At 53.2% G+C, this 14739-nt stretch carries 13 protein-coding genes; all 13 read left to right on the top strand.

The features are described 5' to 3' along the window. Window positions 1-23 precede the first annotated feature (23 nt). The 13 genes from ACNA6I_RS12110 to ACNA6I_RS12050 all read left to right on the top strand — a co-directional run bounded on the left by ACNA6I_RS12110 (window position 24) and on the right by ACNA6I_RS12050 (window position 14658). Window positions 24-686 (top strand): response regulator transcription factor, encoded by a 663-nt coding sequence (locus ACNA6I_RS12110; RefSeq protein WP_048005191.1) that lies wholly within the window; start codon window positions 24-26, stop codon window positions 684-686. Further along, complete coding sequence (locus ACNA6I_RS12105; protein ID WP_048005190.1) at window positions 676-2061, top strand: sensor histidine kinase; 1386 nt, start codon at window positions 676-678, stop codon at window positions 2059-2061. Before ACNA6I_RS12110 ends, ACNA6I_RS12105 begins: the two co-directional genes overlap by 11 nt. A 125-nt stretch (window positions 2062-2186) precedes the next feature. After that, window positions 2187-2831: a hypothetical protein gene (locus tag ACNA6I_RS12100; protein ID WP_416313377.1), complete on the top strand. Its 645-nt coding sequence runs from the start codon at window positions 2187-2189 to the stop codon at window positions 2829-2831. A 71-nt stretch (window positions 2832-2902) separates the two neighbouring features. After that, window positions 2903-3184: a hypothetical protein gene (locus tag ACNA6I_RS12095; RefSeq protein ID WP_048005189.1), complete on the top strand. Its 282-nt coding sequence runs from the start codon at window positions 2903-2905 to the stop codon at window positions 3182-3184. Continuing rightward, a complete protein-coding gene (locus ACNA6I_RS12090) occupies window positions 3181-4074 on the top strand; it encodes an FAD:protein FMN transferase (protein ID WP_053072435.1) in 894 nt (297 codons plus the stop codon). Before ACNA6I_RS12095 ends, ACNA6I_RS12090 begins: the two co-directional genes overlap by 4 nt. After that, window positions 4071-4610 (top strand): ferric reductase-like transmembrane domain-containing protein, encoded by a 540-nt coding sequence (locus tag ACNA6I_RS12085; RefSeq protein WP_048005188.1) that lies wholly within the window; start codon window positions 4071-4073, stop codon window positions 4608-4610. The genes ACNA6I_RS12090 and ACNA6I_RS12085 overlap by 4 nt, the downstream gene beginning before the upstream one ends. A gap of 159 nt (window positions 4611-4769) precedes the next feature. After that, a complete protein-coding gene (locus ACNA6I_RS12080; RefSeq protein ID WP_048005187.1) occupies window positions 4770-6509 on the top strand; it encodes an ABC transporter ATP-binding protein in 1740 nt (579 codons plus the stop codon). Then, window positions 6506-8290 (top strand): ABC transporter ATP-binding protein, encoded by a 1785-nt coding sequence (locus tag ACNA6I_RS12075; RefSeq protein ID WP_416313376.1) that lies wholly within the window; start codon window positions 6506-6508, stop codon window positions 8288-8290. The genes ACNA6I_RS12080 and ACNA6I_RS12075 overlap by 4 nt, the downstream gene beginning before the upstream one ends. A 212-nt stretch (window positions 8291-8502) precedes the next feature. Then, complete coding sequence (locus ACNA6I_RS12070) at window positions 8503-9705, top strand: sensor histidine kinase (protein ID WP_048005185.1); 1203 nt, start codon at window positions 8503-8505, stop codon at window positions 9703-9705. Window positions 9706-9780: 75 nt separating this feature from the next. Further along, entirely contained in the window at window positions 9781-10698 is a 918-nt protein-coding gene (locus tag ACNA6I_RS12065) for a cupin domain-containing protein (RefSeq protein WP_048015168.1), read from the top strand. Between the two features lie 168 nt (window positions 10699-10866). After that, on the top strand, window positions 10867-12069 hold the full coding sequence (locus ACNA6I_RS12060; protein ID WP_416313375.1) for a Bcr/CflA family efflux MFS transporter: 1203 nt from the start codon (window positions 10867-10869) through the stop codon (window positions 12067-12069). Between the two features lie 97 nt (window positions 12070-12166). Then, complete coding sequence (locus ACNA6I_RS12055) at window positions 12167-12622, top strand: GNAT family N-acetyltransferase (RefSeq protein ID WP_416313374.1); 456 nt, start codon at window positions 12167-12169, stop codon at window positions 12620-12622. 272 nt (window positions 12623-12894) lie between these two features. After that, window positions 12895-14658, top strand: coding sequence for an acid phosphatase (locus ACNA6I_RS12050; RefSeq protein WP_048013599.1), 1764 nt, complete (start codon window positions 12895-12897; stop codon window positions 14656-14658). Window positions 14659-14739: the final 81 nt, after the last annotated feature.

The following is a 14739-nucleotide window of genomic DNA, read 5'->3' as shown; positions in this document are numbered from 1 at the left end:
AAAAGGTCGAAGGGGTGGCGGGTATGCATATTTTACTGGCAGAAGACGATGAAACACTCGGTGAGCTGATCGTCCATTTATTGCAGAAAAAAGGGGTGGAGCGCATTGATTGGGTGTTGAGCGGGGAAGAGGCCCATGATTATGCCCTCGCGTCCTATTATGATGTGATCATCATGGACTGGATGATGCCTGGCGGGGACGGAGTCGAGATCTGCCGTCGCCTCAGGTCAGGTGGTTACGGAGGAGCGATCCTCATGCTCACGGCCCGTGACGGCGTGGAGGATTGTGTAGAAGGATTTGAAGCGGGCGCAGACGATTATCTCGTGAAACCCTTTGAGATTGCAGAACTTCATGCCAGGCTCAAAGCCCTTGCCAGAAGGAATCTGGCCCCACTTCAATCAGACACCATCGGGATCAGGGGATTCACATTGAACCGGACAAGCCACTGCCTTATGAGGGACGGGGAGGAAATCTATCTTACCCCCCGTGAATTCCAGCTCCTCGACATGCTGGTCCGCAATCAGAATCAGGCGCTCTCGCGGGACCTTCTCCTCGACCGGATATGGGGAATTGATTCCGACGTTTCACACAAGACCGTGGATGCCACCGTCAAACTATTAAGGAAGAAGATCGGGGAAGGCTTGATTGAAACCGTCCGGGGAGTGGGGTACAGGATTGAAACGTAAATCGATTTTTTCCCGAAGGCAGTCAGGTGATCTGTTCACGAGAACCCGCATGCAGCTCACCCTGTTCAATAGCGTCATCATCACCGGCTTTCTTGTGGTGTTCATCCTGTTGGCCTTGTTCATCGTTTATAAGACCGTGCTTTATGATCAGGAGCGGGAACTCAAGGGCCTGGCGGAACATGAGACCAAGGAACTGCAGGAAGCGGGTGCCCATAGGCGTGGAGATCCAAGGGGGGAGGAGCGACTTTCCATCCTCAGCGAAAACCAGGTGTTCTATTATATCCTGGACAGTGACGGGGAGCCCCTGCAAACGAATGAAATCTATCCGAATCTCAGGGATACCTTCCTCGATAAACTGTCTGACTGGAAACCGGATGAACGCCAGATCCGTCAAGACTCCATCGATGTGACGGAGAATGAAGGATATGAGGATTTCGACCTCAGGGTCCTTATGCTGTCCCAGCCCATCACGTCTCAGGGGGAGGTGGTGGGAAGGATGTATATCGGCCTCGATATATCCTCCTTTTACCGTCTATTCAAATGGATCTTGTTCGTCTTTGGGGCCCTTGCCGTCCTCTTCATCACCTTGGGTGTCTGGCTCAGTCATCTCATGTCGAAGCGTGCCCTCGTTCCGATCCAGCAGTCCTACCGGCGACAGCAGGAATTTGTAGCGGATGCATCCCACGAACTCCGGACGCCCTTGAGCGTCATCCTGTCCTCTGTGGAAGCACTCGAGATGGGGGACGAAGAATCTGATCCGTTCACAAGGAAAATGGTGAAAGGACTGAAAGCCGAGGTGAAAAGGATGAACCGCCTCATCGGCGACCTGCTCACCCTCGCACGCTCAGATGATGAAGGAAAAGCCAGACTGGTCTTGAAAAAGGAAGAGTTCGACTTCACACCCGATGCAGAGAAGATCCTTCAGACCTTCGACCGCATGGCCAGGGACAAGTCGATCACGCTCAGTCTTGAATCGTCAAGAGAACTCCCTATCCATGGGGATCGCGACAAGCTGATACAGCTCTTGTATATCCTTTTGGACAACAGCATCAAATATACCCCTGAAGGCGGCCGCGTAATTCTCGCCTGCAGGATCGACCAAAACGCTTCTGGCAGGACATTCATCCTCTCTGTACAAGATACGGGAATCGGCATTGGGAAAGAAGATCAGCTGCGCATCTTTGACCGGTTTTATCGGGTGGATAAAGCAAGGACACGGAAAGAAGGCGGTCACGGCCTCGGGTTGTCCATTGCCAAATGGATTGTCGAAGGACATGAAGGTGTGATTTCCGTCCAAAGTGAAAGTGGTGGAGGTTCGGAATTCCGCGTGGTGATCCCACTTCCGCCGGAACGTCCAATGTCATTTTTCTACTGAAAGCTCCTATTGATGAGGGGCTTTTTGTTTTTTCCTCCTAAAGTCGTAGAAGTTCTTCCACCCCTTTGCCGAAGCAGGTCGCGTGAGAGAACGATATGCTGATAGTAGTAGAGGAGATGAAAAAGATGAAATGTTTTCATTATCACTGGTGGACGGATAAAGTAGAAGAAATGGAAGCGTGGTACCGAGGGATCGGGTTTGAAACGCGGCAGCGCATCGGAAGGGCCAACGGGACGATGAGGGAATTCAACCCGCCCCTCGAATGGGAAGATTTCAGGCAAGAAGAGGTCCAATTCCGCATCATCGAAATGGTGCAGGGGCAGGTGAACATCACATTCGGTCAGGGAAAGCGCGACCGGTTCGATCATATTGGTTTCTTGGTGGATGACCGGGAGCATAACGAAGTGCTTATAAATGCGGCTCTCCTCGGATGGAGGGTCGACGAAGGGGAACGAAGGACCTTCATTTCCACCCCGTGGAGATTCAGGGTGGAGCTTCAGCGGAGAAAAGAAGCCGTACGGTCGGAAGCATACCCTTCACTCGCAAGGCTTAAGCTGAACATCGACCGGCCAGGCAGGCTTTCGGCGTTGGCAGAGCTTCTTGGAGCGGAAGCAGAGGACAAGGGGGAAACCTGCCTGATTCGTACCGCCGATTGGGAGCTCCAGCTTTCACGTGGACAGGAATCTTCCCTTAAATCGGTGGAGGTTCGGCAGCGTGAAACGCTCACGGCGACCGATCCCGTCGGCGTCTTGATGACTTCAATAATCTGAACCGCCTTTTCACTCAATTTTCACCATTCCGTCGTACAGTATCCTTAATCAATGATAAAGGAGAATGAAGGATGACGAAAAAGGTGAAATGGACAGTGATATCAACGGTGACCCTGTCGCTTTTGACGTTCGGCGGTCTTGTCGCGGATCACACACAAGAGGTGAACGGTGCATCGGCGGAAGGGTCATTTGATGACGGTGGAAGAAGCGGGGATCAGTCGATGATCCATGAAAGGGAAGATGGGGGAGAGTTCAACTTTGACCATGATGAGGATGAGGGTGATGCATTCTTCCAGGCTCCGTCCGAAGGATTCAGTCAGGATCATGGCAGCTCGGGGGTGTCGAAGCGATGACTCATACATTTACAGCCATGAACGCAACCATCATGTCACACGGCCTCTCCTTTGAGCAGGAAAGAAAGCTGAAGGCCATGTTCAAGGGATTCGAAGAGAGGGCCAGCCGTTTCATCCCCGGGAATCCTGTAGATGAGCTCAACCAACTACCAGCAGACGTTCCAGTATTTCTCGATGCAACGATAGCGGACCTTCTCGAGAAATCCCTCATCCTTACAAGAAAGGTCAGATACATGGTGAATCCATTCATGGGACGATCAATGAAGGCGATCGGATACACAGCATCGTTCCATGAGTCGTACGCACCTGAAGTGTCCGGAGAACCAACAAGAGGCTTCACTTATGAGCCGATGGAATGGCTTTCGAAGGAATGGATCATGAAGCTCGAAGACTTTCACTTTGACTTTGGCGGATTCGGGAAAGGATATATCGTCGACCGTGCCCGGGAGATGCTCACTCGTGAGGGCGTCACGGAAGCCTTGGTCAATGCGGGAGGCGATCTCGTGGCCATCGGTCGCCAGCGAGTCGGCATCGCTCACCCGATGCTTCCGGGAAAAGACATGATCAAGCTTGTGATTGAAGACCTGGCGATGGCAACGTCAGGGAATCATCATCGACGATGGAGTCATGAGGGAGAGGATTATCACCACATACTGAACGGTCGGACCGGCGAAGTAGCCACGAGTGACGTCGTGCAATCGACCGTGATCGCATCTTCTGCCATGGAGGCGGAGGTGGTCGCCAAGCTTTTCTGCATCCTTCCTTATGAAGAGGCGAAACAGGAGGCAGCCAAATTCCCGGATGCGGCCTACTTTGTCTATCTGAACGATGACCGCGTCGCAGCCGGAGGAAATAAAGGCCTTTACAGCGCAATGGAGGTGGCGGGATGAATTGGATCTGGTTCGGCATCAGGGTCCTCGGACTCACTTCCTATCTTCTCCTGACCCTGTCGGTGCTCGGCGGGATCCTGAGGGGGGTACCGAAGAAGAAATTCTTCCTGCTTCAATTCCATCAGCAAATCGGACAGATCGCCCTCCTTCTCGGTGGACTACACGGATTCCTCCTGCTGTTCGATTCGTATGAACCGTATAGCCTGGTCGGGCTCCTTGTCCCGTTTGCCTCCTCCTATGAGCCGGTTCTGAGCGGATTCGGGACGATCGGGTTGTATTTGCTGCTCATCGTCATCCTGACCTCCGACTTCATGAAAACGATCGGACGTGCAGCGTGGAAGAAAGCCCATTACCTTGCATTTCCGTCCTGGCTGTTGATCTGGGCCCATGGATTATTCATGGGGTCGGAAGGCAGGGAAGAATGGGCACTAGCCATGTACGGATCCACGTTCCTTCTCGTCCTTTTGGCCACGATCTACATGACGGCAGGACGAAGGAAGCAGAAAAAACCTGTGGATGCCCGTTCCTCCTACTGATCATCGGCAGGACATGGTCCTGCCTTTCTCACTTTCCTCCTCCACAGCCCCTCTCCTCATGAAAACGCTTCGAATGATTTTTAATCATAAAAAGATTCAGTTTATAGTGAATATTCCCATCGATTGTAATAAAATAGTATTTTGTGAGGAGGAAGCACCATGAATCTAGTACGCACGACAGTGAATCATTTTAAGCCTTATTGGCGCATGCTTTTAGTTGCTCTTATCTTTTCTATTATCGGTGGTCTTTTTACCATCGCACCGCCCGTCCTTGTGAAGAAGCTCGTGGACGACGTGATCGTGGGCGGCGATCTTACCCTCCTTCTGTGGGTGGCGGGCGGGGTCCTCGGTGCCTACCTGGGGAAATCCCTATTCGAGACGATGCAGGAGTTCGTCCAGGTGAAGATCGGCCTCGACGTGATCACCGATATGCAGATCCGGGCCTTCCGGAAGCTTCACCGCGCACCGATGTCATTCTTCTCGAGAACACCTAGGGGCGATATGCTCTTCAGGCTCACCCATGATGTCGAGTCGATCCAGAACTTGAATAACACGGTTGTTCCGCGGATCCTCCAGCAGGTGGTCGGAGCGGTGGCGGCATTCTCGGCCGTCTTCGTGCTCTTCTGGCCGGCGGCGATCGTCATGTTCTGTGTGTTCGCCATCTACATCATCCCGTCCTTCACTCTTGGAACGAAGATGAGGAAGATGAGTGCCATTCAGCGCGATATGAGCGCTGACATGTATAATCACCTGCAGGAAAGCATCGAAAGCGTCCGGCTCGTCCGGACATATCAGACGCAGGATCAGGAAACGGGGGCGCAGGAGAAGAAGCTCTCCGATTGGAAGACGTTCTCCATCCGTGCGGCCCTGATCGGAAAGGTGAACTGGCGTCTCGGAAATCTGTTCAATATCGCGGCACCGGGTGTCGTCATGCTGGTCGGTGGCCTTGCCATCTGGAAGGGAAGCATCACGGTCGGGACCCTGGTCGCCTGCCTGACGTTCATCCCCATCATGTTCCAGCCCGTGCGTTCCATGGCGGAGCATGCCCTGACGATCCAGCAGGCAATCCCGGCCCTTCAGCGGATCTATGAATATTTCGATCTGCCGGAAGAACATGATGAGAACCTTCCTGCCTTCGGGGACGTCGTTGGGAAAATCGATCTTACGAATCTATGGTTCTCGTATCCTGGCAGTGACAAGCAGGTGCTGAAAGGCGTATCGGTCTCCTTGAATCCAGGAAGCCACATCGGGATCGTCGGTACGAGCGGGGGAGGGAAGAGTACCCTTGTCCAGCTCCTCCTCGGTCTGTATGAGCCGGATCAGGGCTCTGTCGAAATCGACGGCAAGAATTTATATGAGTACAATCGGAACAGCTTCCGCCAGCAGGTCGGGGTCGTATCACAGGAAACATTCCTCTTGAACAGCACCCTGCGTCAAAACCTGCTTTATGGAAAGCCCGATGCCACACAGGAAGAACTCGAGCAGGCGGTGGATGCCGCAGGGCTCAAGGAATTGATCGAGTCCCTCGATGAGCAGTACGACACCATCGTCGGGGAGCGTGGATTGAAGCTCTCAGGCGGGCAGCGCCAGCGCGTCGCCATGGCCCGTGCCATCCTGAGGCAGCCACCCGTCCTGATCTTTGATGAAGCCACGTCTTCATTGGACGGCGAGACCGAAGAACGGGTCCAGGCTTCCCTTGAAGAACTGATCCCTGGACGGACGACCATTACGATCGCCCACCGCCTCGTCACGGTACGGAAGGCGGATGTCATCATCCTCCTCGATCAAGGGGTCATCGCGGAAAAAGGAACACATGAAGAACTCCTCATGCAGAGGGGTAAATACTATGAACTGTACAAAGCTCAGTACAGCGAACTGGAAAGGGAGCTGATCGGATGAGCGCCGGTACGGTTTCACCAAAGAAAAGCCGTGACGGCAGGAGGGTCCTGTCCTTCCTCCGTCCCTATAAAAAATGGGTGATCGCGGATTCCGTGGTCATCGCCATCTCTCAGGTGTTCTCCGCCCTGATCCCGACATTGGCCTTGAGCTGGCTCGTGGATACGATCCTGCCGGGGGAGAACTCCAAATGGCTATGGGGTCTGATGTGGCTGTTGATCCTTTCGGCAGTCCTCGACCTCGTCATGATGGTCATCGATGAATACTTCTGCCATCAGACCGCGAAGACCGTGACGAACTGGCAGAAGCTGCGGCTGTTCAGGCATCTACAGGTCCTGCCGTATTCGTTCTATCATCATAATTCCACCGGAGAAATGCTTGCGAGGGTGTCGGATGATCCGGACACCCTGCATAACTTCCTCGCGTGGGAAGGCTCCACGTTCATGGCAAGTGCACAAGGTGTATTCATCTACAGCATTGTCCTGTTCTTTATCCATCCGTACCTCATGATTGCGAGCGTTGTATTCGGCGTCCTCTTCTACTGGACGTCCAATCTGGTCGGGGCAAGGACCCGTGCGGCATCAGCCGATGCACGGAAAGAAGCGTCGCGCTACCTTGAACGGCTGCGCGAGTCGGTGACGGGGATCCACCTTTCACGGGTCTCGGGCGTATCCGACAGTGAAGTGGAGAGCGTCGTCGCCATCAGGGATACATTCGTCAAGCACTCCATCAAAGAGCTGAAGGCCCGCATGCAGTCCGTCGTGGTCGTATCAAGCTACAATGGATTCGCTCTGGCCCTGGTTTACCTGATTTCCACATTGTTGATCTGGGATAAGGGATTGACGAGCGGTCAGATGCTGACAGCGGGCGGCCTTGTCACCATCGCGGCGAATGAAATGCAGCGCCTCCTGCGGAACTGGTTGTCAGTGAGACGGACGGGTCCGGCCCTTGACCGTTCGGAGATCCTCCTTGCTGAAGAAGCATCCCATGCAGAATCCAGCAAAGGGATCCGGGGTAAGCGTGCTATGGGGGATATCCAGCTTGAAGATGTGACATTCACCTATCCTGGTAAGGAAGAAGATGTGCTCAAAGGCGTCTCCTTCACGATCAGACCGGGCGAGACATGTGCCCTTGTCGGTTCGAGTGGATCGGGGAAATCTACCATCGTCGACCTTCTCTTCAAGTTTTATGATGCAGGGAAAGGCAGCATCAGGGTGGACGGACGAGACGTGACGGAATGGGACACGGACTGGCTCAGGTCCCAGATGGCCATCGTCACCCAGGACGTGATGATGCGGAGTGGGTCCCTTGCTGAAAACCTGCGGATCGGTAAGCGGGATGCCACAGATGAAGAGCTCATGCAAGCCCTTGAAGCGAGCGGTCTCGGAGATCTGATCACCACGCTTCCCGACGGCCTCGACACCCTCGTCGGGGAAAGGGGAAGTCTCCTGTCGGGCGGTCAGAAGCAGCGCCTATCCCTTGCCCGCGCCATCTTGAAGGATGCACCGATCATGGTCCTTGATGAAGCGAGCTCGGCTCTTGATCCAATCACGGAAACGAAGATCAATGAAGCCGTGCTCCGCGCAGGGAAAAACCAGACGATCATCATCGTCTCCCACCGGCTTTCCACCGTGCTTGCTGCCGATAAGATCGTCGTCCTCGAGAACGGGCGGATCGTGGAAGAAGGGACGCACGGCGACCTTCTTCTCCATCGGGATGGCGTTTACGCCAGACTGTTCGGCCGCGAAGCGGAAATCGGCGGTGCGACCGTCGGAGGTATGTAACAGAGTACCGGTCCGGAATATCCGGGCCGGTTTTAATATGGCCAAGATCCTGATCCTCAGGTGTCAGCCGGGAAGCAGGAGCTGCCAGCCATGGAAAAACTTCCTGAGAAAAAATCGAACAAAATCAATCCATATAATGGTACAATGTTAAAATCGGAAGAAGATACCTCGTCTGCAGGTATCTTTTCTTATTTTTCATTTAGGAGTACGTTATGAGAGAATTTCGCGAACGATTTCATAAAAGGAATTACTATACCGTGGCGGTTGTCGCCATCATCCTCATGATCATCGGGGTGATCGTCGATAATCCTGCAGGGTCCGGTGTGGCAGTGCACGGGATCATGGTGGTGATCATCTCTGTCTGCCTTCTCCTGTATCCGACGCATGAACGGAGATGGCTCCGGTCCATCACGGTGCTGACGGTATCGCTTTATTTTTATGCGCTGTTTTATATGTACCCGGGTACGTGGTCGGCGTTTGTCCTTCTTTGTTTCGTCCCGGCACTCTCCATCCTGTTCTTCGATAAGAAGCTTTTCTACTCTTCGCTTTCGTTGAACATATTCTTTGTGGCATGCATGGCGATGTACATCGGCTGGGTGGATAAAGGAAGGACCTATTCCTTCTTCTACTCGGATATTCCCGGCAATCTGGTCAATTTCGTAGCCAGTCAGATCATCCTTTATTTCATCTTCTACCTGACGAATGGCCGCATCAAGAAACAGCGGATGTATTATGAAGAGGTGCAGCAGGCAGAGCGGATGAAAACGACGGGGCAGCTCGCAGCAGCCGTCGCCCATGAGATCCGGAACCCACTGACCGTGGTGAAGGGGTTTCTGCAGTATTACTCACAGGATGAGAATCTGCCGAAGGACTATAAGCAAAACTTCAGCCTCATGTTGAATGAACTGGATACGGCGGAGCATGTGATTTCGCAGTTCCTGTCCATTTCGAAACCGGAGCAGACGGACGAAGTGGATCGTGTCGACATGGAACAGATCCTGAGGGATGTGACAGAGCTTCTATCCATGTACGGGATCCTTCATGACAACAGCATCGAGCTTGAGGTGGATGAACAGTGCCTGATCGCGGCCAACCCGATGGAAGTGAAGCAGCTTTTCGTCAACCTGTTGAAAAATGCCATCGAAGCGTCTGATTCCGGGGAATCGGTGTCGGTGAAGGCGGCAAGGATCGGTCGGGATGTGTTCATCACGATGACCGACCGCGGCAGGGGGATGACGAAGGAGCAGGTGGATCATCTCGGGACGCCGTTTTATTCATTGAAGAGCAAGGGGACCGGACTCGGTCTCATGATCTGCTACAACATCGTCGAGCGCTACGACGGTCATATTCATTTTGAAAGCGAACCAGGAGAAGGGACGACGGTCACCGTGCGTTTCCCGCTCGTGCAGCAATAGGCATACACACATCCGCCCTGGAAGCATATGATATCGTGGATATTCATGTGAAGGGATTGAGTGATGTTGAGATGCATGCCTTTTAATCAGTCATACTGCTATGTGGAGCCGGCCGTCGAGACCGGAGTGATGAGGGAAACCGTGCAGTACGATGAAATAGCGGATTTAGCAGCGGGAATCAGCCATAAGGCTTCTTCCGTGGATCTGTACAGTCGATTGGTGAATGAAACCCATGACCGGGACTCCCAGGATACCCTCCTTGAACTGATGGAGAATGAACAGCGGATGTGCTGGCAGCTGACGAACTGGTATATGTCCATGACGGGGACGGCACCGGTGTACCATGTCGAATCCATTCCCTTCAGTTCGTACGATGAAGGCCTTCAGATCGCTTATGATCGGGAACTGAACAGATACGAAGAATTTTCGAGAGTGGGAGGTTCAGGTCAACATTCCCAAGTATATGGAGTGCTGCTGAATGCCAATCAGGGCGGATGGGAGCACGCGAAGCGCCTTTGCGCCATCGGGGCAGGCCGGAGTCAGCGTGTCGTCCTCAAGGATTATGGTCCGAGTCCATTCTCCGTCAATATCGAGGAAGCGACACTCGAGAACAATACGTTCCGCACGGCCCTGTGGACGGGGAATCATCTGCAGGTCACCCTCATGAGCATCAAGCCGGGAGAGGATATCGGCCTTGAGATCCATCCGGACACTGATCAATTCCTGCGTCTTGAAGGAGGGCAGGGGATCGTACAGATGGGGGACCGTCCGGAGAATCTCTATTACCAGCAGCCCGTCAAGGATGCATCTGCGATCATGGTGCCTGCAGGAACGTGGCATAACGTGATCAACACGGGGAACACCCCGATCAAGCTCTACTCCATCTATGCCCCTCCGCACCATGCAAGGGGAACGGTGCACAAAACCAAAGCCGATGCCGAGGCGGCGGAAAACCAGCCGAGACTTCCATATTCCAACGGGGTCTGGTGGTAAGAAGGGCAGCTCCCAATGGGGGCTGTTTTTTCTTGTATGTGTAGCTATAGATCCTTCTTTTGCATTGAAAACGTTCTCTTCCGGAAATTGAAACAAATGTATTGTAAATGGGAGGGGGCTCTGCTAAAATCAACAAGAATTTCAACGCAGTAGAAAGGTGTTCAGGCCATGAATCAACAACCACAAGGAAAAGAGCGGATCGCCCTTGCGTTCCTTCTCAGTATGCTCGGTATACTGGGGCCTCTTAATATCGATATGTATCTACCCAGTTTTCCAGGGATCGCCAAAGACCTCGGAGCAAGTGCCTCGATGGTCCAGCTCAGTCTGACGGCCTGCCTCATCGGTCTTGCCATCGGACAGGTCATCGTCGGTCCCATCAGTGATGCGCAGGGGAGGAGGAAACCGCTTCTCATTTCCATCTTCCTCTTTGCTCTCGCTTCCCTGTTCTGTGCCCTTGCACCGAACATCACCGTCCTCATCGGGGCGAGATTCCTTCAGGGCTTCACGGCTTCTGCCGGAATCGTGCTATCACGTGCCGTCGTGCGGGATGTCTTCACGGGGCGTGAGCTGACCAAATTCTTCGCGCTCCTCATGGTCATCAATGCAACGGCACCGATGATCGCGCCCATCACGGGTGGTGCGATCCTCTTGTTGCCATTCGCCAGCTGGCATACGATCTTCTATGCCCTTTGTCTGATCGGATTCGTCATCGTCCTCATGATCTTCCTGAAGCTGAAGGAAACCCTTCCGCCCGAGAGGCGGATCCCGAGTACGCTCGGGTCATCCGTCCGCACGATGGGAAGCCTCATGGTGGACCGCTCCTTCATCGGATACGTCCTGACGATCGGACTTATCCACGGAGGAAGCTTCGCCTATGTATCCGGAACCCCATTTGTCTATCAGGGGATCTATGGAGTGTCGGAGCAGACGTTCAGCATCCTGTTCGGAATCAATGGACTGGCCATCATCTCAGGGAGCTTCATCATCGGGCGCTTCAGTGAGTATGTCGGGGAACGGAATCTATTGAAGACGGCCGTCATCGTCTCTGTAAGCGCAACTGCCATCCTGCTGGTCGCGACCTTCATCCAAGGACCGCTGGCCACCATCGTCATCCCGATCTTCCTGTATATGATCTCGATCGGGATGATCTTGACGAGTACCTTCACCCTGGCCATGGAAAAACAGGGCCACAGGGCAGGCAGTGCAAGTGCCCTCCTCGGGATGCTGCCCCTCGTTGTCGGTGCCATCGTTTCTCCCCTTGTCGGGATCAACGAAGCTTCACCGGTTCCCATGGGAGCCATCCTATTCACCACCGCCCTCCTGGGGGCCATCGCATTCTTCACGTTCACCAAAGAAGTAAAAGAAGCATAAGGGTCTCCCTTGTGCTTCTTTTTTATCGTTGGGATATGGAAAAATATTCTCCAGCCGTGTGATCAGTGATATGATGCAAGGAGAAGGAGGGTTCATCATGATTGCAACGATGGATATAAACGATCCGCTCCAGGCACAAACCGTCTTATCCATGCAGCTCCGTTCTTACAAGGTAGAGGCAGGGCTGATTGGAACGGACGATATCCCGCCATTGAAGGAAACCACCGAAGACTTGCAACAATGCGGAGAAACATTTCTTGGCTGGTTTGAAGAAGGTGTTCTATGCGGAGCGATTGCCTATAAAAAAGAAAAAAACGAGGTGGACATCCACCGTCTCATCGTAGAGCCAGCGCACTTCCGCAAAGGCATTGCCGGGAGGCTTCTGCAGGAATTGGAACGGTCTCATCCCCATTCTCTCTACAAAGTGGCGACAGCAGAGAAGAATCTGCCCGCCATCAGGTTTTATGAAAAATCAGGGTATGAGAAGGTCCGAACCCTCACAATCAATGATATTCTGACTCTGGTATTCTTTGAAAAGGAGAGAAGGCGATAGAAATGAGCCATGAGGATGATTTAAAGATATGGACTTTCATCTCCTTTTCCATAAATGCTGATATAAACAGGTCTCAACCCCCATCATGGGAAGTAGGACCTGTTTTATATTAGTGAGATTGAATTTTCAGTCTACTTACTTTATAATCAGTTTGAATCCGAGAGGGAAGTCGATTTTTTTTAGGTAAAAGAGAAAGCGCTTACCCTAATCGGAGATTAGCGCAAAGAGTGGTGTCACCCACGGCTCAATGCGGACAGAAGGGATGGGAGAAAATGAAGGCAATAAAGCCGATTTCGGCCGTCGTACTATCACTTGTGATTTCACAAAGCGCTCTTGGAGGCGTCCAGGCAGGGGCGAAACAAGGGGTGGATCCGGTACCGGAACCGCCGTCAGGCTACTTCATCGATACATATAAGAATAATGTGTCGGGCAATAAGACCGCGAGCAATCCGACCATCAGCGTCCTCTCACAGTACAACAGAATCTGGCAACCGGGGGAAACCTGGGATTCAGGTGTCGTACTGGATCAATCGGTCCATGAACATAATATTCAAACCGTGTTGGACAAGACGTCCTCCCGCTCAAAGGCTCAAGCGGATGCCGCCTATCTGGATGACCGCGTGAGCCAGAGTTACAGTGCCCTTGATGGACTCGGGTCCCTCACGGATATCTACCGGAGGGATGCCAACGCCACCACCACCATCACGGGGATCCCACAGGATGCACTGACGAAGAAATACACCGATGAAGGGACAGGCGCGGGCACCACTGACTCTGAGCTCGGACAGATGGCCGGACTTGTGGAAACCCTCAGGGGCGAGTACTCATCAACCAGCTCGGCCAAAGATTATTACTCGTACAAGCGTCCTTTCCGATGGGCCGATCCATCCATCGTCGTCCCGGAACTGCGTCCGACGCTGAAGGAGGACCCGACCAATGACGGAGGGTTCCCGAGCGGCCATACGAACGCCGCCTATCTGACGGCACTCGCCATTGCCTATGCGGTTCCCGAACGGTATCAGGAAATGCTGACGCGCGCGTCGGAGCTCGGGGATAACCGCCTCGTTGCCGGGGTTCATTCACCCCTCGATGTGATGGGCGGCCGCACGATGGCCACGGCGCTTGCTGCTTCCATCCTCGCAGATCCCGATAATGAAGCGTTGAAGGAAGGAGCCTATGAGGAAGCTCACACCAAGCTACTGACGCAGTCTGGGAATGCACCGGACCGATTTGCCGATAAGGAGGCCAATAGACACGCCTACCTAGAGAGGCTCACCTATGGCTTCAAACCGACCGGTTCCACCAAGAAGCCCATGGTCGTGCCGAAGGGAGCTGAGGTGCTCCTCGAAACCCGTCTTCCATACCTGAGCGACGAGGATCGCCGCCGCGTACTTTCCACAACGGGACTCTCATCCGGCTACCCGCTTCTTGATGACCTGGAAGGATGGGGACGGTTGAACCTCTATGCTGCTGCAGATGGATTCGGATCGTTTGAAACAGATGTCAAGGTGAAGATGGACGCCTCCAAAGGTGGATTCCATGCAGAAGATACATGGGCAAATGATATTTCAGGGAAAGGATCCCTGACGAAGAAAGGAACAGGCGAACTGACACTGTCGGGGGATAACTCATATGGCGGCGACACGACAGTGGAGAAAGGCATCCTTGTTGCTGCATCGGAAACGGCTCTCGGACAAGGGGATGTGGACGTGGATGGAGGGACCCTTCAAAAAGAACATGAAGGAAAACTCGTCATCAATGGTGATTACAGCCAATCGAAGAAATCCGTACTCGAGTTGGATGCAGACAGCCGCGAAGATGTTCTCGTCATCAAAGGGGAAGCGGAGCTAGGCGGCACACTCAAGGTACACTTCCCAAGCGATCATCGCCCCGGCAAATCCGTCACCGTCATGACCTACGGGAAACTGGACCGCCATAAAGTGTTCAATCATATCGAAACGACCGGGCTTCCAAAAGGGACCAAAGTAAAGACGGTCTACAAGGCCCACAGTCTGGAACTGAAGCTGATAAAATAAGAGGGATCAAGCCGCTCCAAAACGGGGAGCGGTTTGATTTTTTTATTGTAAACATCTTTAAAAAGCGTAAAATGGATGGTA

The organism is Rossellomorea sp. FS2 (assembly GCF_047915635.1).
Lineage (GTDB): Bacteria > Bacillota > Bacilli > Bacillales > Bacillaceae_B > Rossellomorea > Rossellomorea marisflavi_A.
This window is presented reverse-complemented; position numbering and strand designations above follow the sequence as displayed.

Coding starts and splice junctions, on each gene's coding strand:
- ACNA6I_RS12110 (WP_048005191.1), top strand. CDS start 24: ATGCATATTTTACTGGCAGAAGACGATGAAACACTCGGTGAGCTGATC.
- ACNA6I_RS12100 (WP_416313377.1), top strand. CDS start 2,187: ATGAAATGTTTTCATTATCACTGGTGGACGGATAAAGTAGAAGAAATG.
- ACNA6I_RS12095 (WP_048005189.1), top strand. CDS start 2,903: ATGACGAAAAAGGTGAAATGGACAGTGATATCAACGGTGACCCTGTCG.
- ACNA6I_RS12090 (WP_053072435.1), top strand. CDS start 3,181: ATGACTCATACATTTACAGCCATGAACGCAACCATCATGTCACACGGC.
- ACNA6I_RS12085 (WP_048005188.1), top strand. CDS start 4,071: ATGAATTGGATCTGGTTCGGCATCAGGGTCCTCGGACTCACTTCCTAT.
- ACNA6I_RS12080 (WP_048005187.1), top strand. CDS start 4,770: ATGAATCTAGTACGCACGACAGTGAATCATTTTAAGCCTTATTGGCGC.
- ACNA6I_RS12075 (WP_416313376.1), top strand. CDS start 6,506: ATGAGCGCCGGTACGGTTTCACCAAAGAAAAGCCGTGACGGCAGGAGG.
- ACNA6I_RS12070 (WP_048005185.1), top strand. CDS start 8,503: ATGAGAGAATTTCGCGAACGATTTCATAAAAGGAATTACTATACCGTG.
- ACNA6I_RS12065 (WP_048015168.1), top strand. CDS start 9,781: ATGCCTTTTAATCAGTCATACTGCTATGTGGAGCCGGCCGTCGAGACC.
- ACNA6I_RS12060 (WP_416313375.1), top strand. CDS start 10,867: ATGAATCAACAACCACAAGGAAAAGAGCGGATCGCCCTTGCGTTCCTT.
- ACNA6I_RS12055 (WP_416313374.1), top strand. CDS start 12,167: ATGATTGCAACGATGGATATAAACGATCCGCTCCAGGCACAAACCGTC.
- ACNA6I_RS12050 (WP_048013599.1), top strand. CDS start 12,895: ATGAAGGCAATAAAGCCGATTTCGGCCGTCGTACTATCACTTGTGATT.